The sequence below is a fragment of the Chthonobacter albigriseus genome (assembly GCF_013839445.1).
GTDB lineage: Bacteria > Pseudomonadota > Alphaproteobacteria > Rhizobiales > Pleomorphomonadaceae > Chthonobacter > Chthonobacter albigriseus.
In genome coordinates, this window is the sequence record NZ_JACDIT010000001.1 from 965,559 (window position 1) to 986,787 (window position 21,229).

Genomic DNA, 21,229 nt, shown 5'->3' on the forward strand with positions numbered 1-21,229 from the left:
AAGGCCGTAACACACGTAAACACACCCCCCATAGGGGGTGTTACGATTGTTACGCCTGTTACGCCCCGAACTGTTCTTGCCATCGACCCCGGCTTGTCCGGCGCCTATGCCGTCCTCGACGCTTCCGGCGCCATTGTGGAGGTTGGCGACCTCCCGTTAATCGGAACTGGCACGCAACGCCGGATCGACGCTGCCAACCTCGCTGCCATCGTCCGTCGCCTCTCTCCGGAGCGGTCCATCCTGGAAGCCGTCAACGCCATGCCCGGCCAAGGTGTCTCCTCGATGTTCCGGTTCGGGCAATCGCTCGGAACCGTCGCAGGCGTCCTCGGTGCCTGTTCGGTGCCCGTCCAGTGGGTAACGCCGGCCAAGTGGAAGCGTGAGGCTGGCATCGGCGCCGACAAGGAAGTCGGCCGGCAACGGGCAATCGAGACATGGCCGGCACACGCCACGACCTTTGCCCGGAAGAAAGATCACGGACGAGCTGAAGCCGCCCTGATGGCTCTGTGGGGTATCCGCAATGACAGATAGGCCGTCTTTTCCAAAATCTGACTCACTGGCGGCAAGCGAGAGCTTGGCCGGTACGCAGCGGGCCTGGAAGGCAGAAGCCCGTCAGCGAGTCTGCAAATCGAAAACAGCACCTAAGCCGTCCGATGTGGCGTTCTGGATGGACTTCTACGCGCCTATTGCTCCCCGAAATGAGGACCACGAATGACGACCGATGACCTCAATGACGATCCTGTCAACGTAGGGCAAAAACAGGAAGGCCGCGACGAACGCGGACGTTTCAAGCCTGGCTACTCCGGCAACCCGGCCGGCATGGCAAAGGGGACGCGGCACCGTGCGACCCGCATAGCGGAAGCACTGATCGATGAAGCGGCGCAGTCCCTAACCGGGCTTGCCATTGAGAAGGCATTCGGCGGCGACATGGTGGCGATGCGGCTTTGCCTGGAACGGCTCATCCCTCCCCGCAAGGATCGGCCCGTCTCGTTCGAGCTTCCGACGATCACCACGGTTGAGGACGCAAGCAAGGCGTCCGCCGCGCTTCTGGCTGCCGTTGCCGCCGGTGAACTCACGCCCGGTGAAGCTGGCGAGATATCCAAGCTGCTGGATACGCATGCACGCATTATCGAAGTGACCGAGTTTGAGGCCCGCATACGCAAGTTGGAGGAGGCACGATGAACCGTACGCTTTCCAAAGCCCTATCGCAGCGCCTGGACGAGTTAGAGCGGCGCGACCGAGCCGCCAAACACTACGTCATGATCTTCGCGGACCGGGACACGATAGAGGCCGACACGGCCCGCGAAATCGCAGCCCTAGAGACGCGACTGGGTCGACCCTACGACCCGAGCATTCATGAGCTGATTACAATAGTGTTTGTCAGCCCTAAGCAGATGAACGAGCAGTTCACGGAAAAGTGATCATGTCTAACTGTGTATGCCAGTGTTCGCTGCCGTGTGTAGGTGTGTGAAGCGCGAGCAACTGCCATGTAATAACAACGTAATAACGTTGTGTGCACGGGCCGATGTGGCAGAATGGAGAGGATTAAATTAGGAACTCTCCCGTGCGACAACGGTTTAACGAGCTGCTTCACGTCCGAGTGCCGCACGGCTTCAGCGAGGTTCTGTCCGAGGTGGCGACGCATCGATGCACGACCGTATCGGAGCTAGTCCGGCAGGCGGTGTTGCGTGAGGTCCGTGACGCCAGGCGTGAGGAACGGGTGTTCTCTGAGGAGGCCCGCTGATGCGCCGCCTGCAGCCGATCAATGGACTTACCGCCGCCCCGCTTCCGGGCCTGGGCAAGCTCGGTGACCCGGTCCCGGGTGGTGCCCCGGCCGTGCCGTTGCTGGTGCCGCCGCACCAGTCGCACCGCCCCGAGAACTCGCTCGACTTCTCGCCCGTTGCCGATCCGCTTCAGGGTCTTGCTCGCGTCGCGAACAATGCGGCCGCTGCCTATCGCCAGCACAAGTTCGACCAGGCCGAAACGGCACGACACGGACAGGCAGCGGTGGCAGCCAACGCCGTGAACCATGCAGCCGGTCGCCCGACCGATCTGACGCTGTTCACCAAGCCGAGCGCCCCAACAATCCGCGAAGCGCTTGCCGGGGCATTTTCTCGCATCTTCGGAGGTGGGCGCTGATGGCTACGGATACGACGACGCCGTTCGTTTGGGGCGCTGGCGGCTCCAAAAAGACGCCGGAACAGATCGCGCGGGAACGACAGATCGCAGAGGCGATGATGGCGAAGGGTGTCGACTTCTCGCCGGTCGCACACTGGACGCAGGGCGCAGCTCGCGTGGCATCTGCACTCGCCGGTGCCTACAAGAACTCGAAAGCCGACAAGGCCGAAGCCGCGAACATGGCTGCGGACCAGAAGCTTCGCGAGGGTCTGTTTGGCGCCGCGTCGAGCAAGCCCCGCCTCGGTGACACGCCACATACGAAAAGCGCTTCCACAGACACGTCCGGATGGTCGGACGCGCTGAACAACGGTTCGCACGTTGGACGCGACGCGATGCCAGGCCGAACCTCTGCTGAAAGCGGTTACGGCAGCGGCATTCCAGACAGCTATTACGCCTCGATCCGCTCGGCAGAGAGCAGCGGCAACGATGCTGCGAAGAACCCGAACTCGACGGCGACGGGGCGCTATCAGTTTACGGAAGGGACGTGGAACGACCTTGCCCGCGCCAACCCCGACCTTGGCTTGACTCCGGATGGCCGGCTCGATCCGAACCAGCAAGAGCGCGCCATCCGCGCATTCACGGACCAGAATGCGAAGATCCTGACGGGCAACCGTCTCCCGGTCGACAATGACACGCTCTACGCGATGCACTTCCTCGGCGCTGGCGACGGCCCGATGGTGCTGCGTGAGCCTGATACAACGCGCCTCACCTCGATCGTCTCCGACGACGTAATTCGGGCGAACCGATTCCTGGATGGCATGACGGTCGGCGACTTCAAGACTTGGGCAGCGCGCAAGGGTGGCTCGGGTGGCAGTGCCCCGGCTTCCCCTGAAACTGCGATGGGCTATTCCGCTACGCCCCGCGCTGCTGTCGAGCGCGCGTTCGATGCCGTGGGTATCCGCGAGCCGGCGCCGCAGGGTGCTACGCCTTCGCCGCAGGCGGCCATACAGACGCCCGCGTCCGCTTCGGTGGCCGGGATGAACTACGACCCGTCGAACGGCCGTGTAGGAGCCGCTGCAGGGCTCGGCGAGGGTGCCACACTTGCCCCGGCCGCAGCCGCCGCGTTCTTGGGTGGTTCGCCCCGTGAGACGATTGCAAAGCTTCTCGCAGGCAACGCCTCGCAGCAGCAGCCGCCCGCATCGTCTGCCCCTGCGCCCAGTAGCCTTGCACAGACCCCGCAGGCGCCCGCCCCGATGCCCTCGCAGCCCTCTATGCAGCCGCCCGCCGCAATGTCGGGGCAGATGCAGGCCGCGCCGCAGATGCAGCCTCAGCAGCCGCCTATGGGGCAGCCCGCCCCGATGCAGACACGGGAGCCCGCGCCCCGTGGTAATGGCGGGATTGACCCGGCTGTCATTGCTGCCCTGTCGGACCCGTCCGCCGCGCCTGAGACCCGGCAAATGGCGATGATGATGTACGAGCAGCAGCTCGCAGCCTCGCAGCCGAAACAGCCTATCGAGGTGAATGGCCGGCTGATCGACCCGACCACGTACCAAGTGATTGCCGACTTCAGCGACAAGCCGAACCAGAAACCGGAAGTCCGCGAACTGAATGGCCGGCTGGTCTCCATTGAGAACGGACAGGCCCGCGATATCACGCCGAAGGATCTTCCGAGTGGTTATCGCCCGATGACGCCGGAGGAGCGGCAAGGCTACGGCGTAAGCGGCGACATTCCGGCTTTTATCGGGCCGGATGGCAAGCCGACGTTCGGCCCGGCTCGTGCCACTACGAACGTCAACGTCGCTGGCGAGAATGGCGCGGACGGCAAGCTGCGAAACAAGCTTGGCGAGAAGGAGGGCGAGCGGTGGTCCGTGCTGAAGGACGCCGGGATGACCTCCGGTGCGCTTGTGCAGGATTTCCAGCTCCTCGATGAGCTTCTGACGGTCGCGCCGCAAGGCCCGATCCAAGGTCGCCTGGCTGAGATGTTCAAGGGCTTTTCGACCGCAGGCGATGCGTTCCAATCCATTGTGAAGCGTGTCGCGCCAAGCCTTCGCACGCCCGGCTCCGGCGCAACGTCGGATATTGAGTATCAGGGCATGTTGGACAGCCTGCCGCGCCTCTCTAACGACCCGGCTGCGAACCGTCTGATTGCCGAGATGATGAAGTCAAAGGCCGCGCTCAACGTGGAACGTGCGCAGATTGTGACCGCCTTTGAGAGCGAGGAAATCAGCGCCGCCGACGCCCGCAAGAGACTTAGCCAAGTCGATAGCCGGTCGATCATGACGCCGCAGCTTCGCAGCGTCCTGGGTGGTGCCTTGCCCTCGACAGGTGCGAGGACGACCGCGCCGGCCGATCCCTCGACAATGAGTGACGATGAACTCCTCAAGGTGCTTCAGGGAGGGCAGTAACATGGTCGACCGTATCGAGGCCCTTCGGGAACTGAACCGTCGCGGCAAGCTGCCGAGTGACCTGCAGCCGCTCTATGACGAGGCGGTAAAGCGTGGGCTGATCGGGGGGCAAACCGGCTATGTCCAACCCGCGCCCCCGCCCGGTGTCATCATCCACGGATCGGACGGACAGTCCTACGTGTCCGACAAGCCGGACGTGAGAGTTGCCCGCGACCCGAATGCATCGGAGCGCGACAACGCAGTGGCGATGACCGCCTTGCGGCAACGTGGCGAGACGGGCGGGATGGGTGCCGCCGGCCGCGCCGCTATGCCGGTGTTTCAGGGTGTCAGCTCCGCTTACGGTGACGAGGCGGTGTCTGCGCTCAAGGGTGCTACGGACGCCGCGCTCGGTAATTCGTCCTTCGGTGACAGCTATGCGCTGTCGCAGGAAGTCCAGCGGCAGGAACTGGACAGGCAGCGGACCGAACATCCGCTCGCCTCGACGGTGGGGCAGGTTGCCGGCGCCGTGACACAAGCGCCCTTGCTGGCCGGCGGCGTTGCCGCATCGCAGGGCTTGCCCCTGGCTGGTCGGATCGCAGCCGGTGCGGGCGCTGGTGTAGGGTACGGAGCCCTTGAGGGTTTCGGCGCCGGCAGCGGCCTCGATGACCGGCTTTCGCAGGCTGGCATGGGCGCGATGATCGGTGGTGCGGCTGGTGCCGCTCTCCCTGTCGTCGGTGAAGGGCTCCGCCGTGGTGGTCGCTACATCCTCGACAACGCCACCATCAACCGCGACCTGGCAGCCGCCGGCATCACTAGGCCCGCCGCTGATACGCTGATTGAGACATTCAACGCCGATGGCGCATTCAACGGCTCCGGTGCTCGCAACATCGCATCGGCCGGTGACGACGCCATGCTTGCCGACGCAGGCCCGGCAGCTCGGCAGCTCCTCGACACGGCTATGCAGCGAGGCGGCACGGCCGCACGGGTAGGCAACGAAGCGGTGGAGGCGAGAGCCGCCCGCGCAAACCAGCGGATGACTTCCGCCCTCGACGACACGTTGGGGCGCCCGCAAGGCGTAGAGACCACGAAGGCCGCTATCAGGCAGGGTTCGCAGCCCGCCCGCTCTGCAGCCTATGACGCTGCCTATTCGGCGCCAATCGACTACGCCAGCGATGCCGGCCGGCAGGTTGAAAGCCTGATGCGCCGCGTTCCCCGTGCCGTGCTCAATAAGGCAAACGAGTTGATGGCGCTGGAAGGGCAGGAGTCGGCACAGATACTCGCCAGCGTCGCGGACGACGGTACGGTGTCCTACATGCGGATGCCGGACGTTCGGCAACTCGACTATGTGACCCGCGCCCTACGGGACGTGGCTAAGTCTGGCGATGGGATGGGCGCCCTCGGTGGACAGACGGACGTTGGCCGCGCCTATGGCAACCTTGCCCGCGACATTCGAACCGCGCTGCGCTCGGCTGTCCCTGAGTACGGGCAGGCCCTGGATACCGCCGCAATTCCGATTAGAGCCTCACAGGCGACCGAATTCGGTTCCGGGCTCCTATCCCCGTCCGTGACGCGCGACGCCGCTGCAGAGGAAATCAGGGGCATGTCGCAGGCCGAACTTGCAGCCGTCCGACAGGGTGTCCGCTCGCAGATTGACGAGGTGCTGTCCAACGTGACCCGCGCCGCGTCCGATCCGAACATTGAGGCCCGCGAAGCGACGCGCGGCCTTCGTGATCTGTCCAGCCGCGCCGCTCGGGACAAGCTGTCCCTGATCCTTGGTGACCAGGCGCCCCGCCTGTTCGAACAGCTGGACCAGGCGTCGCGCGCCATCGAACTCCGCGCCGGCACGTCTCGGAACTCTGCCACCTTCGCCCGTCAGGCTGCCGACAGGATGGTGGAGGATATGCAGGCGCCGGGTGTCATCGGCACGCTTGCTGAAGGAAAGCCGGTCAACGCCGTGCAGCGGATTGCGCAAATCCTGTCCGGCCGCACGCCACAGGACAAGCTGCGGCGCAAGGACGAGGTCTACCGCGATATCGTGGAGGTGCTGACGCAGCGACGCGGCCCGAACGCCTCTGCAACGATGGACCTTCTCACGGATGCAAGTCGCGTCATTCCCGGTAACGAGGCGATAGCCCGCGTCCTGGCTAACGTGATGGCGAGTGGTGCGGCGGTGGGCACGTATCAGGCGGGACGTAGCAAGGGGGATAGACGATGACGGAAGGCGAGCGCCCGGCCGAACTGTTGAGCCGGATGTTGGAGATTACCGACCGCATGAACTCGGTGGTCGGACGGAACCAGGACGGATCGCTGTCCCTCTATGGCGATGCGCTGGCGAGCGAGTTTGAGACGGTGTGCGATGCCATGATGACCGCCGAAGGCGAGAGCCCCGACGATGTCATGGCGCTTCTCTGGTTCGTGTCCCGGTGCTCGGAAGCGTTCCTAATCGGCGTTGTTCAAGACAGAATCGATGTCGTCGCCGCGACCAGGATGAAAACCGGACTGGACCGGCTTGCCGGCAAGCTTCAGCGGTATTTCGAGAGCAGCCCGGGTAGCGTCACCGGACCGTCGCCAGCGAGTGGAAGGTTGAACTAGAAGCCGGTCCATATGGTCATGCAAACCTGCCCATTTGGACAGGTTTACGCGCGCCCTGATCGGCTGACGACCCGGATCCGTTGCCGCACGAGCAACAGTCTCCCTGGATATCGCCCATGTACTCGTCGTGGAGGGTGCTACTTGAGCCTTGGCTGGAGGTTTGCACGCGAGGAATGCAAACCCCGGCCACATCGACATCGCCTGCATCTACATGGATGGCGACGAGATCGACGCCCGCCTGTGGGAAATCAGTGAGAACCTGCATCGGGCCGAACTCACCGCGCTTGAGCGGGATGAGCAGGTAGCAGAGTGGGTAAGGCTGACGAATGAGAAGGTGGCGCAATCTGCGCCACCTGGGGGAGCGCAACCCGCCGCGAAAGGTCTTCGTGCAGCTCAACGCGAACTGGGGATCGAACGTACTGATGCCTCCCGCGCCACGAAGGTCGCCAGCCTGACGCCTGAAGCCAAGGCCGTCGCCCGTGAGGTCGGGCTAGACGACAACCGCTCAGCTCTACTCAGCGCAGCCCGCGCAGAACCCGGGAAGCAGGCGGCTGTCATCAGGCAGATCGCCGAGCGCAAGGTCGTTTTACGCAGACGCACCTACATGAAGCGAGCCGCTTGCCCGTTCAATTTGGTTCCGAGAACGACACGCCGGCACGGAAGCCGTCTCGCCAGCGTATCCAAGCCGGCCGAAAGTCGGGCGTCCCTATCTTATGAAGGCGAATCTCATCCGGAAGCTTCGGCACCTTCGGCCCCATGATCTGACAGCCGGTCGCGCTGATATCGATGATGTCACAGAAAACGCCAGTGTCACCGGAATATGCCACCGCCCTGTATCGGACAGACTTGCGCGGGCTCCGTCGCTTATCATCATTGTTGCTTGTCATAGAACCCCCTCGGTCAATGTATGCCGACGGGTGCCAGTTCGGCCCTTGTACTTTTGGCCAAGATTCACGCTGCATTTACCTGCCAGACTTTAAGCATTTCTCCAAACTGGAGATGGCACATGAAACCGACTCATTTCGCGTTGGCCTACAACGGGCGGGTCTATGTGGCGCGATACTGGCAAGACAGCGCCTCCATCAGAGTCGAGTATAACTGCCAAACTCGCGTATGCGACGCCGGCGAAATCGGCCCAGAATTGGCGGCAAAAGCATTGCTCTTCATGATGATCAAGGACGCCGAAGTATCCTCCTGACGGTGATGAGGGTTTAGGGCCGATGTCCCGTCGGAGAGTTGCCGGACACCGGCCGAACTCCTGCCGATGAGCCTACAACGCCGCAATCTCGGACGGGCACCAGAGCCAATCTCAACCACGCGCTCGACGCATGAAACGGCCCGATCTCACGTGCAAATTGAGCCGAGCTAACCGTGATCAAGAAAAGAAAATGCGCCAGATGGCGCACTTTACGACGCGACAGTCATCCCGATGATCATGCACTCCCCTTCTAGTCACAGCGTGTGCTGGAGATTTGCTAGCGAGGCATTCAATCGTCCACTCGTTCCGGTCAGGCGGACGCCCGCTGTGCCGGCCGCCAAGCCCGCACAGCGTCGCGGCCGGCGCCTTTGGCGGTATAGAGGGCCTCATCAGCACGCAGGAGAAGCTCCCGTACGCTCGAACCGCCCATCGCTACCCCGACGCTGGCGGTGACCCGGCCCTTCTCACTTGCATCATGCGGGAGCCTTCGGGAACGAAGAGCGCGCGAGAAGGCTTCTGCAACCTCAACGGCGCCCGTGAGGTCGGTATCAGGTAGCACAGCCGCGAGTTCTTCGCCTCCATAGCGCGCTGCCACGTCCAACGGTCGGCGGAGGACTAAGCGGAGGCATTCAGCCACCGCGCGAAGGCATTCATCGCCAGCGGGATGTCCGTAGAGGTCGTTGTATGCCTTGAAGCGGTCGAGGTCGATGAGAAGCAGCGAGACAGGCCTGCCAGTCCGTTGGGCATTCCGTACCTCGCGCTCGAGCGCCTGGTCGAAGCCTCGGCGGTTCACAAGACCAGTCAGGCCATCGGTATCGGCAAGGATCTTGAGATGGTTGTTGAGGCTTCGGAGAGCCTCCTCGGCGAGCTGGCTCTGCGTTACGTCGGAAAGCACCACGAGGCAGCCGTCCGTGGTTGGACGGCTGCGCGCCTCCAGCCAGCGCCCGTCGGCGAGTTGAAACCGTAAATCGCCGGCTTGCGTCAGGTTGCCTGACAGCTTGTTCGCCCACTCTTGAGCTGACATCCCTTCGGGTAACTTTTCCTCGCCGCGCTCTGCCGCAGCGAGGAGAACCTCTTGAATCGAGGCTCCCGGGACCCGAATGTCGGCGGTGAGTGGGAAGAACTCCCGGTACCGCTCATTGCAAAAGACAATCCGGCCGTCATCTCCAAACATTGCGACCGCGTCGGCCATGTGCGTCATGGCGTCGGATAGGAGCGTGCGCTGGCGCTCATACTCGGCCTGGAGTTCACGTAGTTCGGTGATATCGCGGTTATGAGTGATAAGCCCAACGAAGTTTCCGCGCTCATCCGTCAGTGGAGCTTTCAGAGTGCTGAGCCATCCTGACCTGCCGTCGCGGTGCCGTACCTGCTGCTCGATCGTTCGCGGCCGACCGTCTGCACACACGGCCTGTTCATCCGCCCGGAACTCCGCAGCGATGTCAGTAGGGTAGAAGTCGTAATCGGTCCGCCCGATGAGCTGGGACGTGTTGCGGGCACCCATAAGATGCGCTGTGGCTGGATTGGCGATCAGGAAGCAGCCCTCGGCGTCCTTTACGTTCAGGCAGTCGGGGAGAGCTTCAATAACCGCACGGTACATATGGTTAGCTTGGATTACCTCGCGCCGTCTGCCGTCCTGAACGAGCGCCATGCCCGAGATTAAGGTGGACGCGAATACAATCGCGCCGAGCGGCAGCGCGGCCGTGTTGAAGGCCGGGCCTATTGCATTTGCTGGTAGGAAAAGGAAACAGAGGACATTCCCAGCTGCAGCCCAAAGCCCCAGGTAGGTCATGGCCGGAAGCCCGCGTACGCGGGACCGCTCCAGGAACCTTGAAACCACGCCGATTGATGCGGCAGCAACGATACATACTATCCCGGCGAGAAGTCCCTCGCCGCCGAGGTGCATGCGATACGTTCCAGCAATTGCTGCCGACACTGCTGCAGATGTTGGGCCTCCGAAAAAACCGGAGAGCGCCAGCAACGTGGACCGTAGGTCTAATAGGATCCCGTCCCCCATTCGGAAAGGCATGCTAATCAGCGTCACACAGCCTAAGCCTGTCAAGACGCCAAAAGCTAGGCGAGTGCTCATGCCATTTGCCTGTTTCACCCAATCGAGGGTATTTGTCCACGCAAAGACGATAAGGCCAACTACGGCGAGGTTGGCGAGTAGCGCGTGCAGCAGTGCGTCCATGTGGGCCCGCCCTTTCCTGCAGGTCCTGAAGTATACGATGACCAAAGTTAAAGGCTGTTTTACCGGCGGCGCTTTTCAAAGCGCCACTTGCTCACACGGAAACACTTAAGTACCGTCGCCAGTAGGCTTGATGAGCCGTACGCCCGGCCGGCCGTGGTTGAGGAACTCAATTCCGGCCGCTTCGAGAGCAGCGCGCATTGCATCAATCTTTTCTTGTGAGACGGCACGTCGGTCCTTCTCGAAGTCGACGACTGTCGACAAACCCACGCCGGCGTTTTCGGCGAGGTCGGGCTGATGCCATTCCAGAAGCACCCGGGCGGCTCGACATAGAGTTGGTGTCACGGTTACCTCAAATCAACATTGAATGTTGACACGCGGCCTGCTCGAGCATATGTCTATCAACATTGGATGTTGAGGACAAGCTGATGCCGACCGCAATCAACAGATCCGAGGTGATGCGCACCGCGTGGCAGGTTTACCGCCACTGCTATTCCGAGTGCGAGCGCAAGGCCCTCGCTAAGGGCTTCCGCCATCCTGTCTGCCGCAAGCGGTGGTCCAACGCGCTCAAGGCCGCATGGTCGATCTGCCGTGAGCGTGCCCGTGTCGCCGCGCTCGATGCAGCGGCACGCGCGGCCGAGGCTCGTGCAGCTCTACAAGCTCGTTTGCTCGACCTGGAGACCAGCGAGTGCGGACATCGTGAGCTGTCCGCCGTGTCCGCCATCCACTCCACTCGCATGGGGCTTGCGGCACTCGGAGCCTAACCCGAACGATCCTTCACCACTGACCAGCAACGCGGCCTGGAGCCGCCACGGAGGAGCCATGTTTACGCAAAGCCTGAACCGCCGTTCCGTCCTCGCCGGCATCGGATCTGCCCTAACCCTCACCGCCACCACGGCAGCCGTCGTGAGCACGACCGTGCAGCCAGCCGCAGGCGACGCCATCGGTGACTTCCTCGCGGCGAACCCGGACGCGGAACTGCTCGCCCTTGGTGCCGAACTGGACGCCGCATGGGAGCGCGAAAGGCTGGCCTACGAGGTTTCCGACTACGCCGACAAGGCGGGTTCACCTGACGCCGACCACCTGGACGATGTTTGGGACAAACTGGTCGACCAGGCCGGCGAAATTGTCCATCGCATAATTCCCTTGCAGGCGACAACGCTGGCGGGGGTGATGGTGAAGGTCCGCGCCGTGGCGTGGTGCTACAGCGGCAAGCCGGAGGAGATTGAGACGGACGACGACCACTACACGTCCGACGTCCACCTCGCTCTCGGCATCGCCAAGGACCTCGCCCTCATGCCTGCAGTAGGAGCTTGATATGGACCGCCGCTCGTTCTTCAAGCTCGCTGCCAAGGCTGGCGTTGTGAGCGCAACTGCCATCCCGGCCCCCCCTGGCGACTGCGGAGCCCACCCTCGTCGAACCGGCACCGATGGGGGTGGCCGTCCTGTTTTGCTGGCGCAGTGGCGGGTCTAAACGGGGATGGTGCGACCCCTTACATGAGCATGGGCGCTAGCAGGCACAACCACATCAACACGGACGTAGTGACCACAATGGTCATGTGCCAACCACGGGGCGCATAAATGCTGTCGGATTTCGGCGCTTCGTTCATAGCCTAGCCTCCTAAAGCTCAGTCAAGGCTGCGCCGGATTGGTTAATGAGTCGTTAATAGTTAGACCCACTTCGGATCAGTGCGAATACTAAATTCAGCAGACCCGGTGAAGCTAATTGGCAACACCTGGGAACAGTTGCCGACCGGGCGGAACGGGGCTCATCAGCCGATGTTTTCCTCGTGCCGTTAGGGCGTGCTGCTCTATGCAGCACCGCCACCATCGCAAGTGGCTGTTGAGCACTGCGTGATATTGAAAAACCGGCCTTTGCGGCTGAAAACATTCCGTCCTAATCAATGCAAGAAGCCGCCTCCTCGTGGGGCGGCTTTTTGCGTCTGCCTCAAACGCGGCTAACCGATAACGACGCGTTAGGTACTTGGATGCTCAATTGTCGAACATATGACAGGAGCATATTATGTCGCCTCCGGTTCCGGCCAATGAAGATCAACGTCTGACTGTCCTTTACAGCATCGGTGTCCTCTACACGGAGCACGAGCCGGTCTTCGACGCGATATGTCGACGTGCTGCCGAGCACTTCGGAGCGCCTATGGCTGCCATCACACTCGTCGACAGAGAAGGGCAGTGGTTCAAGGCAGAGTGCGGCCTCGGGATCGATGGTACTCCGCGCGACGTAGCGTTTTGTGCCTACGCCATTCTCTCCGACCAGGTCATGGTCGTTCCGGATGCTCGGGTGGATAGCCGGTTTGCCGAAAACCCGCTCGTAACGGGCCACCCAAACATAGTGTTCTACGCCGGTGCCCCTCTTGTGTACGGAGAGAACATACGGCTGGGCTCAATATGCATCATCGACACCGAGCCACGCCAGTTTACGCTTGACGACGAAGACATGCTGACTGACTTCGCGGACGAGGTCGCGGGCGAATTGTGGGTGCTCGCCTCGAAGAACGCTCGGGTGGCATGATGGCTGGTCAGCCGAGTGGTCCATCGGTTCTGGTCGTTGAGGGGCAGCGGTCACTCCATCCCGTCATTGCCCAGGTGCTCGCCCGCGCTGGACTGAACAGGGTCAATTTCCGAGACACCTCTGCGAAGGCACTGCAAGATTTCTTGCCACCGGACGCGTTGCTGATCGACGCTCGTGACGGAAGGCAGGATCTGGATTCCTTTAGCCAACTCACGGGAGAGGCGAGAGCCAATGGCGCCGTTGTCGTGCTCATGGCGACGTCCACTGATCGAGGCAGTCTATTTGCGATCCGGGAAGGCCTTTGTGACGTCATCCTTCTCAAGCCGTTCATCGCTGATGAGGTTCGACGCAAGCTGGAAAGTCAGCAACTGCTTCTGCCACCAAAGCCGAAACTAAGGACCCGCAGCCGGTCTGAAGTTGCGACAATCCACGATCATCCCTTGCAAAAAGTCATCGCCCCGTCCCGCGATACTGTTTCGATCTGATGGGTGTTAGGTCTCGTTGCGAATGGGGCGGCTTTCTTCCGATTACCACCGAAGGCGACGGCGGCACTCACAACGGATCCTGCCGTTCACCCCTAGCTACGATGATCAGCGCACCATCCGGAAGGGGCCGTTGGAGTGCTCGCGCCTCCGACCAGGGTGCCTGCATCCATACGTCCATCTCATCGGGCGTGGTCAGAATGACCGGCATAGCCTTTGGGTGCACAGCACCTACAATTGCGTTGGGTTCTGAGGTGAGGAACCCGAACAGCCGGTGCTCGCCCTCGACAGGATTTGACTTGGGACCGCGTGAGCCTGTCCAGTTCGTCCAGATCCCCGCAAACGCCATCAAAGGACGGCTCTCGTCACCTGCAAACCAAACGGGCGTCTTTTTTGGCTTGGTATCCTCGTATTCGCAGAACGAGGAGAACGGGACGATGCACCTCGACGTCGGCCCGAGCCAGCGCCGCCAGTGCGGGCTGTTTGTGTTGCGGATGTTGGTGATCGGCGGTCCGTTGTAGGTCGGGGGCGAGGGCATCCCCCACCGCATCATTGTGAGTTCGCGCCCACCGTCACCGTTGCGCACAACAGGCGCCATGTAGTCAGGGAAGACGCCCGGAAGCGACGGGAGGTTTCCGGTCGAGTCGGACACTGCCCGGGTGAACTCGCGTATGGCCTGCTGGCCCTTGGTGATGGAGTAGAGATTGCACATGCACCTTGCTCCTAGGCGAGTGGCCGTGCTCCCAAGCAAATAACGAAAGTGGGGCCACGGATGGGGCCGCAGGAGAGGGCGACTTATATTTGCGAGTCGTAACAATGGCTTAGGGGAATCAAGTGGCGGAGAAGGAGGGATTCGAACCCTCGATACGGTTTCCCGTATACACGCGTTCCAGGCGTGCGCCTTAAACCACTCGGCCACCTCTCCAGGCAGGCCAAGGGCCCGCGGCGCGCACTATACTCATCGGGCGGCGCGGTTCAAGGTGGCGGGGCAGGATATTTCCGCGGGGCGAACCGCTGGCATGGCAAGGGGTTGACGGGCCGGCGAGATCGACGCACGCCGACGCGGCGGGGAGACGGATCAGGCGGAAAGCCCGACCGCGGCACGGCGCGGGGCGAGAGTGGCCGCGGAGCGCAGGACGAGCGGCAGGAGATCGCGCCCGATGCGCGATTCCAGGGCGTCGAACACCGCCTCGGCCACCAGGCGCCGCTCGCGCGCGGACTCGATCAGCGAAGCGTCACGCAGGGGCCAGCGAATCACCGGACTGTCCGCCAGTTGCTTCACCTCCGGAGCGGTCCAGGTGACCGTGGCGAGGTCGACGACGATATCGGCGCGAGGGGCGCCCTGAAGCGCGAAGATGGTCCAGGGCTTGGGCTCCAGGCCCTCGGCGGGAATGGCGCTGGCGGCGAGAACGGCGCGCGCTTCCGGCAGGATGACGCCGGTTGGCGCGCGACCGGCACTGAAAGCACGGATGCGGGTGTCGTTGCGGTGATTGACGATCGCCTCGGCCATCAGACTGGTGGCGGCATTCGTCTCGCACAGGAAGAGAACGTCGATCGGCTTCATCCCGAACTCCTGACTACCCCCGCCGCCTCCCGACGGCGCACCGACAGATGCCGCGCTCCGATGTCGCCGTGATGACGGCGCGACACCAGCAGGGCGGCGACCGCGGGCGGGGCAACCAGGCCATGCATCGATCAGGCCAGTTCAACGGATGGGCCGAGAGCCCGTGATGCGCGCCGGCGTTGGCGGCGGCTGCCGCGGAACTGGGCATCCGGGGTGGCGGGTGGACCGGCGCGAGGCAGAGACTGCCGCGCGCCGGTTGCCGTGACGGATCAGACGGACGGTGCGCCGCGGCCCGACCAGTCTACACGGCGGGTGGCGAAGAGGGCTGCCGACAAGGCGACGAAGCCGACCGCGGCTCCCGCAAGGAGCGCGGCGTCCTCCAGGCGCAGGATCGCATAGAGGACCGCGAAGACCGTCCCGAGCGACAGGGCCGCGGCCAGCGCCCTCCTCCGGCTTTCCAGCGCCAGGCCGATGAACACGGAGATCACGCCGATGGTGGCGATGGAGGCGATGGCATAGGCGATGCCGAAGCCGATGTGCTCGGCGAGGGCGAGCAGGAGGACGTAGAAGAAAATCTGGATCAGCCCGACCAGGAGGTATTGCACCGGGTGGATGCCGCGCGGCGAAAGCACCTCCAGCACGAAGACCACGCCGAACACGGCCGAGATGAACATCAGGCCGTATTTGAGCGCTCGCTCCACGAGTGCGTAGAAATCGACGGGGTCCTTGAAGTCGACCCCGACGGCCAGGTTGGAGAGGCGGGACGGGTCGTCCTCGAAGATCCAGGCCTGGGGGAAGCCGCGAGCGAGGTAGGGGATGCGCCAGACGGCGGCGAAGCCGTCGGCGCGGACCTCCCGTTCGGACGGAAGCGCCCCCACCTGAAAGCCGGGGTGCGGCCAGTCGCCCGACAGCGCGATCTCGGAGTCGCGTCCGATCGGGGCGACAGCGAGGCGGTCGGTGCCCTTCAGGCGGAAGGAGGCCGTGGCTTTGAAGCCGGAGGCGATGGCGGACGACGCCCCGGCGCTGCGGGCCGACGCCGGCAAAACGCCCTCCAGGGTGGCGGCCACCGACGTGGAGAGCCGATCGTTCGGGCCGATCGGAAGGGTGGCACCGTCGAAGCTGATCGACGCCGTCTCCAGCCCGGTGAGATCGCCGACGGAAACCACGAGCCTGGCGCCAGACCAGTCGATCGACTGGAGGTTCGGACCGAAGACCGTCTGGTCGAGCGTTCCGAAGCTGGCCTGAAGGGTGATGTCGGTGACGTAGGCCGGGACGTCGAAGATCGCGACGCGGCGGATATCGGTATCGGCGACGGCCTTGGCGGAATAGCCGTCGGGCAGGAAGAGCGCCGTGCGGGAGACGGTGCGGACCTGCTCGCTGCTGCCGGCGCCGCTGGTTTCGCGGATCGTGAAGGGCACGGCCAGCATCGGGCCGATGATGGTCTGGCTGCCGCCCCAGTCGCGGGCGATGTCGCCACGGACCTCCAGCGCGCGCATCTCGCGCTCATCCTTCAGCATCCAGACCATGAAGAGGGGGACGGCGAGAACGACCGTCAGGATGCCGGTAACTAGAAATTTGAAACCCGGGCTCCGGAAAACGGACCGGGCAGGCGGGACGGGCGCCGGACGCGCCGGCGGCAAAGCAGTTTCGGACATATGAAAAGATCCCCGTGTCGAAATCGACCCTGGGATCGTCGAATGCGATCGCGCCGTTCGCGCGGAGGAATTGCGGCCGGCTTCCGGCATATGCTGGGTGTTGTGGCGTCGAAAGCGGCCAGAGAGATCCGCAATGGCGCTTCAGGCCGGCGCTTCAGTCAGGATCCCGGCGAGGAATGCCTCGGCCCAGGATTGGCCCCGCCTCGCCTATCGAGCATCGCCCCCGCTCTCGAACAGCTTCCTGACTGGGAGGGTCCACGTACCTTCCAGGGGCCGATATCGGTGCATCAGGCCGGCATAGTCGCGCGCCATCCGGGAAGGCTCGACGATTCCGTCGAGCACCGCTGCGACGGGCCTGGACACCCTCCGGATCGGCGATGCCGCCCATTCGACGGCCACCGCGTTACCGCCCCGGCGACGGTCGATGTGCTCTACCACGCCCGGGTCGAAATCGGGCGGGAGGCACCGGCCGGCGAAGGACATGCCGTCGTTACGGATCAAATGCGGCGTTCCACCATCATCTTCTTGATCTCGGCGATCGCCTTGGCGGGATTGAGGCCCTTCGGGCAGGTCTGTGCGCAGTTCATGATGGTGTGGCAGCGGTAGAGGCGGAAGGGATCCTCAAGGTTGTCCAGGCGCTCGCCGGTCGCCTCGTCGCGGCTGTCGATCAGCCAGCGGTAGGCCTGGAGCAGCACGGCCGGGCCGAGGTAGCGGTCGCCGTTCCACCAGTAGCTCGGGCAGGAGGTGGAGCAGCAGGCGCAGAGGATGCATTCGTAGAGGCCGTCGAGCTTCTCGCGGTCGTCGCGGCTCTGCTTCCACTCGGTCTCGGGCGCGGGCGTGGTGGTGTGCAGCCAGGGCTCCACCGAGCGGTGCTGGGCGTAGAAGTTGGTGAGATCCGGGACGAGGTCCTTGACCACTTCCAGGTGCGGCAGCGGGTAGATCTTCACCGCGCCCTTCACCTCGTCCATGCCCTTGGTGCAGGCGAGCGTGTTCATGCCGTCGATGTTCATCGCGCAGGACCCGCAAATGCCCTCGCGGCAGGAGCGGCGGAAGGTCAGCGTCGGGTCGATCTTCGACTTGATCCAGATGAGCCCGTCGAGGACCATCGGCCCGCAGTCGTCCATGTCGACGTAGTAGGTGTCGATGCGCGGATTGCGGTCGTCATCGGGATCCCAGCGGTAGATCCGGAACTCCTTGAGGCGCGTGGCGCCGGCCGGCTTCGGCCAGACCTTGCCCTCGACCATCTTCGAATTCTTCGGCAGCGTCAGCTGGACCATGATTGCGTATCCTATCGCTTCGTTCCGTCAGCGGCGGTCCTTTCGGATCACCAGCTTCAATCCCGACCAGGTCGCGTCGACCGCGCAGACCTTCACATCGACGAGACCAAGCGGCAGCGCCACGGCGCGCACCACGTCCTCGGTCACGTCCGTCTCGACCTTCGCGGCCTTCTTCGGCCACGACACCCAGACCATCCCGCCGGGCTTCAACGCCGCCATCATCCCCGGCAGCCCGGCGTCCATGTCCGCCCGCCTCGTGGTGAAGGCGTGTATTACATCGAAGCGGGCCGGGGCGGCGAAGCCCGTCCAGTCGTCCCGCCGTCCGACGTCCGCGAAGGCGGCCGCGGAAACCAGCCCCGCCAGCGTTTCGGGCAATCCGACGAAGGCGGCCACTTGGCCATCCTTCAGACCAAGCTTTTTCGGGAGGGGCGTCCCGGAATAGCCGTCGCCGGTCAAGGCCGCTTCCTCAGTACACGCGCGCCTTGGGCGCGATGTACTCGATCTCGTTGGACATGGTGTAGGTGTGCACCGGGCGGTAGTCGATCGAGACGGTCCGCTTGGCGTCGTCCACGAAGGCGAGAGTGTGCTTCATCCACTCCTTGTCGTCGCGGTCGGGGAAATCCTCGCGGGCGTGGGCGCCGCGGCTTTCCTGGCGGTTCACGGCACTGTCCATGGTAACGACGGCCTGGATGATCAGGTTGTCGTATTCCAGCGCCTCGATCAGGTCGGTGTTCCAGATCAGCGAGCGGTCGGTGACGCGGATGTCGTCGGTGCCGCCCCAGACCTTGTGGATCAGCTCGTGGCCCTCCTCCAGAACTTCGCCGGTGCGGAACACCGCGCAGTTGTTCTGCATGGTGCGCTGCATGTCGAGGCGAAGCTGGGCGGTGGGGGTGCCGCCGCTCGCGTAGCGGAAGCGGTCAAGGCGGGCGAGCGAGTTCTCGCCGGCGTCGCGCGGGAGCTCGGCGTGGCGGGCGGTGCGGTCGACCGTCTCGGCGCAGCGAGCGCCAGCCGCGCGGCCGAACACCACGAGGTCGATCAGCGAGTTGGAGCCGAGGCGATTGGCGCCGTGGACCGAGACGCAGGCTGCCTCGCCGACCGCCATCAGGCCGGGGACGACCTGGTCGGGATCGCCGTTCACCTTGGTCAGCACCTCGCCGTAGAAGTTGGTGGGGATGCCGCCCATGTTGTAGTGCACGGTCGGCAGCACCGGGATCGGCTCGCGCGTGACGTCGACGCCGGCGAAGATCTTGGCGCTCTCGGAGATGCCCGGCAGGCGCTCGTGCAGGATCTTCGGGTCGAGATGGTCGAGGTGCAGGTAGATGTGGTCCTTGGCCTTGCCGACGCCACGGCCCTCACGGATCTCCATGGTCATCGCGCGCGAGACCACGTCCCGCGACGCGAGGTCCTTGGCCGACGGGGCATAGCGCTCCATGAAGCGCTCGCCCTCGGAGTTGGTGAGGTAACCGCCCTCGCCGCGCGAGCCCTCGGTGATCAGGCAGCCCGCGCCGTAGATGCCGGTGGGATGGAACTGCACGAACTCCATGTCCTGCAGCGGCAAGCCGGCGCGCAGCACCATCGCGTTGCCGTCGCCGGTGCAGGTGTGGGCCGAGGTGCAGGAGAAATAGGCGCGGCCGTAGCCGCCGGTCGCCAGGATAGTCTTGTGCGCCCGGAAGCGGTGAAGCGTGCCGTCCTCCATGGAGATGGCGATCACACCACGGCAGGCGCCCTCCTCCATGATCAGGTCGATGGCGAAGTACTCGATGAAAAACTCGGCCGAATAGCGCAGGCTCTGACCGTAGAGCGTGTGCAGGATGGCGTGGCCGGTGCGGTCGGCGGCGGCGCAGGTGCGCTGGGCGCGGCCTTCGCCATAGTTGGTGGTCATGCCGCCGAAGGGCCGCTGGTAGATCTTGCCTTCCTCGGTGCGGGAGAAGGGCACGCCCCAATGCTCCAGCTCGTAGACGGCGGCCGGCGCATTCTTGCAGAGGTATTCGATCGCGTCCTGGTCGCCGAGCCAGTCGGAGCCCTTGACGGTGTCGTACATGTGCCAGCGCCAATCGTCCGGGCCCATGTTGCCGAGGGCTGCGGAGATGCCGCCCTGGGCGGCGACCGTGTGCGAGCGGGTCGGGAACACCTTGGTGATGCAGGCGGTCTTCAGGCCGGCTTCGGAAGCGCCAACGACGGCGCGCAGGCCGGCACCGCCGGCGCCGACGACGACCACGTCGAAGGTGTGGTCGATGAAGGTGTAGGCTCGGCCGTTGACGTTGAACGAGGTCGGGTTGCCCGCCGTCTGCGATGCGTCAGCCATCTCGGTTCAGCCTCCGAATGCGATCTTGAGAATGCCGAAGACGGCAGCGAGCCCCACGAGGAAGCAGAAGAAGCTGTTGGCCATCAGGACGAGGAGCTTGGGACCTTCGTGGACGTAGTCCTCGATGATCACCTGCATGCCGATCTTCATGTGCCACACGCCGGAGATGATCATGGCGAGGGTGACGATGGCGGTGAAAGGATGGGCGAGGATGCGGACCACGTCGGCGTGGCTTTCGCCCTGGACCGAGATGATCAGGAAGACGAAGAAGATCACCAGCGGCAGGTTGGCGAGCGCGGTGACGCGCTGGCGCCAGAAGTGCTCGGTGCCTTCCTTGGCGGAGCCCAGCCCCTTGACGCGGGCGAGCGGGGTGCGGATCGACTTTTCGTGCGCCATGTCCGTTTTTCCTCAACCCACGAGCAGGCCGACGATCCAGAGCAGGATCGTGATGGCGACCGAACCGATGATGGTGGCCGAGGCAAGCATGTTGCGTGCCTCCACGCCGTAGCCGTGGCCGGTGTCCCAGATGAAGTGCCGGATGCCGCCAAGGGTGTGATGGACCAGGGCCCAGGTGTAGCCGAACAGGATCAGCCGGCCGAAGATGCTGTCGAAGAAGCCCGCAACGGTGGCGTAGGCTTCCGGCCCGGACGCTGCGGCGACGAGCCACCAGGCCAGCAGCAGCGTGCCGAAGTAGAGCGCCGCGCCGGTGATGCGATGCAGGATCGACATCACCATGGTCAGCAGCGGCCTGAAGACCTGCAGATGCGGCGAGAGCGGCCTCGCCTTGGTCCGGACATCAGCCATGTGTTCGCGTCCCTCAGCCCTGATCCGATCGGCCACGGAGCCGATGCAGCATTCCGTTTACGTCAGCGGTAAGCACTTGAGCCATCTGGAATTCTTCTAGCTTCTCCCAGGGGTGGCGTCAAAGCCCATCTCGCAGTG

The 21,229-nt window shown here is 63.9% G+C and carries 24 protein-coding genes and 1 tRNA gene; 12 read left to right on the forward strand and 13 right to left on the reverse strand.

Features of this window, described 5'->3' with window-relative positions:
- The first annotated feature begins 93 nt into the window (after positions 1–93).
- The 7 genes from HZ321_RS04285 to HZ321_RS04315 all read left to right on the forward strand — a co-directional run bounded on the left by HZ321_RS04285 (position 94) and on the right by HZ321_RS04315 (position 7,091).
- A complete protein-coding gene (locus HZ321_RS04285) occupies positions 94–528 on the forward strand; it encodes a RuvC family protein (RefSeq protein WP_194303952.1) in 435 nt (144 codons plus the stop codon).
- Positions 529–708: 180 nt separating this feature from the next.
- Complete coding sequence (locus tag HZ321_RS04290) at positions 709–1,179, forward strand: DUF5681 domain-containing protein (RefSeq protein ID WP_244635564.1); 471 nt, start codon at positions 709–711, stop codon at positions 1,177–1,179.
- Positions 1,176–1,418 (forward strand): hypothetical protein, encoded by a 243-nt coding sequence (locus HZ321_RS04295; RefSeq protein ID WP_181700543.1) that lies wholly within the window; start codon positions 1,176–1,178, stop codon positions 1,416–1,418. Before HZ321_RS04290 ends, HZ321_RS04295 begins: the two co-directional genes overlap by 4 nt.
- 322 nt (positions 1,419–1,740) lie before the next feature.
- On the forward strand, positions 1,741–2,136 hold the full coding sequence (locus HZ321_RS04300) for a hypothetical protein (RefSeq protein WP_181700545.1): 396 nt from the start codon (positions 1,741–1,743) through the stop codon (positions 2,134–2,136).
- On the forward strand, positions 2,136–4,520 hold the full coding sequence (locus HZ321_RS04305) for a hypothetical protein (RefSeq protein WP_181700547.1): 2,385 nt from the start codon (positions 2,136–2,138) through the stop codon (positions 4,518–4,520). The genes HZ321_RS04300 and HZ321_RS04305 overlap by 1 nt, the downstream gene beginning before the upstream one ends.
- Position 4,521: 1 nt before the next feature.
- Positions 4,522–6,714 (forward strand): hypothetical protein, encoded by a 2,193-nt coding sequence (locus HZ321_RS04310; RefSeq protein WP_181700549.1) that lies wholly within the window; start codon positions 4,522–4,524, stop codon positions 6,712–6,714.
- Positions 6,711–7,091 carry a hypothetical protein gene (locus tag HZ321_RS04315; protein ID WP_181700551.1) on the forward strand — a complete coding sequence of 127 codons (381 nt, stop codon included), beginning with the start codon at positions 6,711–6,713 and terminating at the stop codon, positions 7,089–7,091. The genes HZ321_RS04310 and HZ321_RS04315 overlap by 4 nt, the downstream gene beginning before the upstream one ends.
- A 16-nt stretch (positions 7,092–7,107) precedes the next feature.
- On the opposite strand, the gene HZ321_RS21985 is transcribed toward HZ321_RS04315, so the two are convergent.
- Positions 7,108–7,434 (reverse strand): hypothetical protein, encoded by a 327-nt coding sequence (locus tag HZ321_RS21985; RefSeq protein ID WP_181700553.1) that lies wholly within the window; start codon positions 7,432–7,434, stop codon positions 7,108–7,110.
- 283 nt (positions 7,435–7,717) lie between these two features.
- Positions 7,718–8,053, reverse strand: coding sequence for a PilZ domain-containing protein (locus HZ321_RS21990; RefSeq protein ID WP_425305368.1), 336 nt, complete (start codon positions 8,051–8,053; stop codon positions 7,718–7,720).
- 44 nt (positions 8,054–8,097) lie between these two features.
- Here HZ321_RS21990 and HZ321_RS04330 point away from each other — a divergent pair, with 44 nt between their 5' ends.
- Positions 8,098–8,289 (forward strand): hypothetical protein, encoded by a 192-nt coding sequence (locus HZ321_RS04330; RefSeq protein ID WP_181700556.1) that lies wholly within the window; start codon positions 8,098–8,100, stop codon positions 8,287–8,289.
- Positions 8,290–8,599: 310 nt separating this feature from the next.
- On the opposite strand, the gene HZ321_RS04335 is transcribed toward HZ321_RS04330, so the two are convergent.
- Positions 8,600–10,477: a diguanylate cyclase gene (locus tag HZ321_RS04335; RefSeq protein WP_181700558.1), complete on the reverse strand. Its 1,878-nt coding sequence runs from the start codon at positions 10,475–10,477 to the stop codon at positions 8,600–8,602.
- 105 nt (positions 10,478–10,582) lie between these two features.
- On the reverse strand, positions 10,583–10,819 hold the full coding sequence (locus HZ321_RS21905; protein ID WP_342343803.1) for a helix-turn-helix domain-containing protein: 237 nt from the start codon (positions 10,817–10,819) through the stop codon (positions 10,583–10,585).
- Positions 10,820–10,902: 83 nt separating this feature from the next.
- On the opposite strand from HZ321_RS21905, the gene HZ321_RS04340 reads away from it, so the two are divergent.
- From HZ321_RS04340 to HZ321_RS04355, 4 genes are all read left to right on the forward strand, one after another.
- Positions 10,903–11,238 carry a hypothetical protein gene (locus tag HZ321_RS04340; protein ID WP_181700560.1) on the forward strand — a complete coding sequence of 112 codons (336 nt, stop codon included), beginning with the start codon at positions 10,903–10,905 and terminating at the stop codon, positions 11,236–11,238.
- A 58-nt stretch (positions 11,239–11,296) separates the two neighbouring features.
- Positions 11,297–11,791, forward strand: coding sequence for a hypothetical protein (locus HZ321_RS04345; protein WP_181700562.1), 495 nt, complete (start codon positions 11,297–11,299; stop codon positions 11,789–11,791).
- Between the two features lie 706 nt (positions 11,792–12,497).
- Positions 12,498–13,004 carry a GAF domain-containing protein gene (locus HZ321_RS04350; RefSeq protein WP_181700564.1) on the forward strand — a complete coding sequence of 169 codons (507 nt, stop codon included), beginning with the start codon at positions 12,498–12,500 and terminating at the stop codon, positions 13,002–13,004.
- Complete coding sequence (locus tag HZ321_RS04355; RefSeq protein WP_181700566.1) at positions 13,001–13,489, forward strand: DNA-binding transcriptional response regulator; 489 nt, start codon at positions 13,001–13,003, stop codon at positions 13,487–13,489. The genes HZ321_RS04350 and HZ321_RS04355 overlap by 4 nt, the downstream gene beginning before the upstream one ends.
- A 67-nt stretch (positions 13,490–13,556) precedes the next feature.
- Here the strand turns inward: HZ321_RS04355 and HZ321_RS04360 are convergent, their stop codons facing one another.
- The 9 genes from HZ321_RS04360 to sdhC form a co-directional block, all read right to left on the reverse strand.
- Positions 13,557–14,198 carry an SOS response-associated peptidase gene (locus HZ321_RS04360; RefSeq protein WP_181700568.1) on the reverse strand — a complete coding sequence of 214 codons (642 nt, stop codon included), beginning with the start codon at positions 14,196–14,198 and terminating at the stop codon, positions 13,557–13,559.
- A 123-nt stretch (positions 14,199–14,321) separates the two neighbouring features.
- Positions 14,322–14,411 (reverse strand) — tRNA-Ser (locus tag HZ321_RS04365).
- A 153-nt stretch (positions 14,412–14,564) separates the two neighbouring features.
- Positions 14,565–15,050 (reverse strand): arsenate reductase/protein-tyrosine-phosphatase family protein, encoded by a 486-nt coding sequence (locus HZ321_RS04370; RefSeq protein WP_181700570.1) that lies wholly within the window; start codon positions 15,048–15,050, stop codon positions 14,565–14,567.
- Between the two features lie 269 nt (positions 15,051–15,319).
- Positions 15,320–16,705 (reverse strand): cell envelope integrity protein CreD, encoded by a 1,386-nt coding sequence (gene creD, locus HZ321_RS04375; RefSeq protein ID WP_181700572.1) that lies wholly within the window; start codon positions 16,703–16,705, stop codon positions 15,320–15,322.
- A 497-nt stretch (positions 16,706–17,202) separates the two neighbouring features.
- Positions 17,203–17,982 (reverse strand): succinate dehydrogenase iron-sulfur subunit, encoded by a 780-nt coding sequence (locus HZ321_RS04380; protein ID WP_181700574.1) that lies wholly within the window; start codon positions 17,980–17,982, stop codon positions 17,203–17,205.
- Between the two features lie 27 nt (positions 17,983–18,009).
- Positions 18,010–18,375: a DUF3052 domain-containing protein gene (locus tag HZ321_RS04385; protein WP_342343804.1), complete on the reverse strand. Its 366-nt coding sequence runs from the start codon at positions 18,373–18,375 to the stop codon at positions 18,010–18,012.
- A 73-nt stretch (positions 18,376–18,448) separates the two neighbouring features.
- The gene (gene sdhA / locus HZ321_RS04390) at positions 18,449–20,287 is read right to left on the reverse strand and encodes a succinate dehydrogenase flavoprotein subunit (RefSeq protein ID WP_181700578.1); all 1,839 of its coding nucleotides are present in this window, start codon (positions 20,285–20,287) and stop codon (positions 18,449–18,451) included.
- 6 nt (positions 20,288–20,293) lie between these two features.
- Positions 20,294–20,683: a succinate dehydrogenase, hydrophobic membrane anchor protein gene (sdhD, locus tag HZ321_RS04395; protein ID WP_181700580.1), complete on the reverse strand. Its 390-nt coding sequence runs from the start codon at positions 20,681–20,683 to the stop codon at positions 20,294–20,296.
- 12 nt (positions 20,684–20,695) lie between these two features.
- Positions 20,696–21,091: a succinate dehydrogenase, cytochrome b556 subunit gene (gene sdhC, locus HZ321_RS04400; RefSeq protein WP_181700582.1), complete on the reverse strand. Its 396-nt coding sequence runs from the start codon at positions 21,089–21,091 to the stop codon at positions 20,696–20,698.
- Positions 21,092–21,229 lie beyond the last annotated feature (138 nt).

Excerpts from the sequence above, each read along its gene's own strand:
- HZ321_RS04290 (WP_244635564.1), top strand. The coding sequence starts at position 709 with ATGACGACCGATGACCTCAATGACGATCCTGTCAACGTAGGGCAAAAA.
- HZ321_RS04295 (WP_181700543.1), top strand. The coding sequence starts at position 1,176 with ATGAACCGTACGCTTTCCAAAGCCCTATCGCAGCGCCTGGACGAGTTA.
- HZ321_RS04300 (WP_181700545.1), top strand. The coding sequence starts at position 1,741 with ATGCGCCGCCTGCAGCCGATCAATGGACTTACCGCCGCCCCGCTTCCG.
- HZ321_RS04305 (WP_181700547.1), top strand. The coding sequence starts at position 2,136 with ATGGCTACGGATACGACGACGCCGTTCGTTTGGGGCGCTGGCGGCTCC.
- HZ321_RS04310 (WP_181700549.1), top strand. The coding sequence starts at position 4,522 with ATGGTCGACCGTATCGAGGCCCTTCGGGAACTGAACCGTCGCGGCAAG.
- HZ321_RS04315 (WP_181700551.1), top strand. The coding sequence starts at position 6,711 with ATGACGGAAGGCGAGCGCCCGGCCGAACTGTTGAGCCGGATGTTGGAG.
- HZ321_RS21990 (WP_425305368.1), bottom strand. The coding sequence starts at position 8,053 with ATGCAGCGTGAATCTTGGCCAAAAGTACAAGGGCCGAACTGGCACCCG.
- HZ321_RS04330 (WP_181700556.1), top strand. The coding sequence starts at position 8,098 with ATGAAACCGACTCATTTCGCGTTGGCCTACAACGGGCGGGTCTATGTG.
- HZ321_RS04335 (WP_181700558.1), bottom strand. The coding sequence starts at position 10,477 with ATGGACGCACTGCTGCACGCGCTACTCGCCAACCTCGCCGTAGTTGGC.
- HZ321_RS04340 (WP_181700560.1), top strand. The coding sequence starts at position 10,903 with ATGCCGACCGCAATCAACAGATCCGAGGTGATGCGCACCGCGTGGCAG.
- HZ321_RS04345 (WP_181700562.1), top strand. The coding sequence starts at position 11,297 with ATGTTTACGCAAAGCCTGAACCGCCGTTCCGTCCTCGCCGGCATCGGA.
- HZ321_RS04350 (WP_181700564.1), top strand. The coding sequence starts at position 12,498 with ATGTCGCCTCCGGTTCCGGCCAATGAAGATCAACGTCTGACTGTCCTT.
- HZ321_RS04355 (WP_181700566.1), top strand. The coding sequence starts at position 13,001 with ATGATGGCTGGTCAGCCGAGTGGTCCATCGGTTCTGGTCGTTGAGGGG.
- HZ321_RS04360 (WP_181700568.1), bottom strand. The coding sequence starts at position 14,198 with ATGTGCAATCTCTACTCCATCACCAAGGGCCAGCAGGCCATACGCGAG.
- HZ321_RS04370 (WP_181700570.1), bottom strand. The coding sequence starts at position 15,050 with ATGAAGCCGATCGACGTTCTCTTCCTGTGCGAGACGAATGCCGCCACC.
- creD (WP_181700572.1), bottom strand. The coding sequence starts at position 16,705 with ATGTCCGAAACTGCTTTGCCGCCGGCGCGTCCGGCGCCCGTCCCGCCT.
- HZ321_RS04380 (WP_181700574.1), bottom strand. The coding sequence starts at position 17,982 with ATGGTCCAGCTGACGCTGCCGAAGAATTCGAAGATGGTCGAGGGCAAG.
- sdhA (WP_181700578.1), bottom strand. The coding sequence starts at position 20,287 with ATGGCTGACGCATCGCAGACGGCGGGCAACCCGACCTCGTTCAACGTC.
- sdhD (WP_181700580.1), bottom strand. The coding sequence starts at position 20,683 with ATGGCGCACGAAAAGTCGATCCGCACCCCGCTCGCCCGCGTCAAGGGG.
- sdhC (WP_181700582.1), bottom strand. The coding sequence starts at position 21,091 with ATGGCTGATGTCCGGACCAAGGCGAGGCCGCTCTCGCCGCATCTGCAG.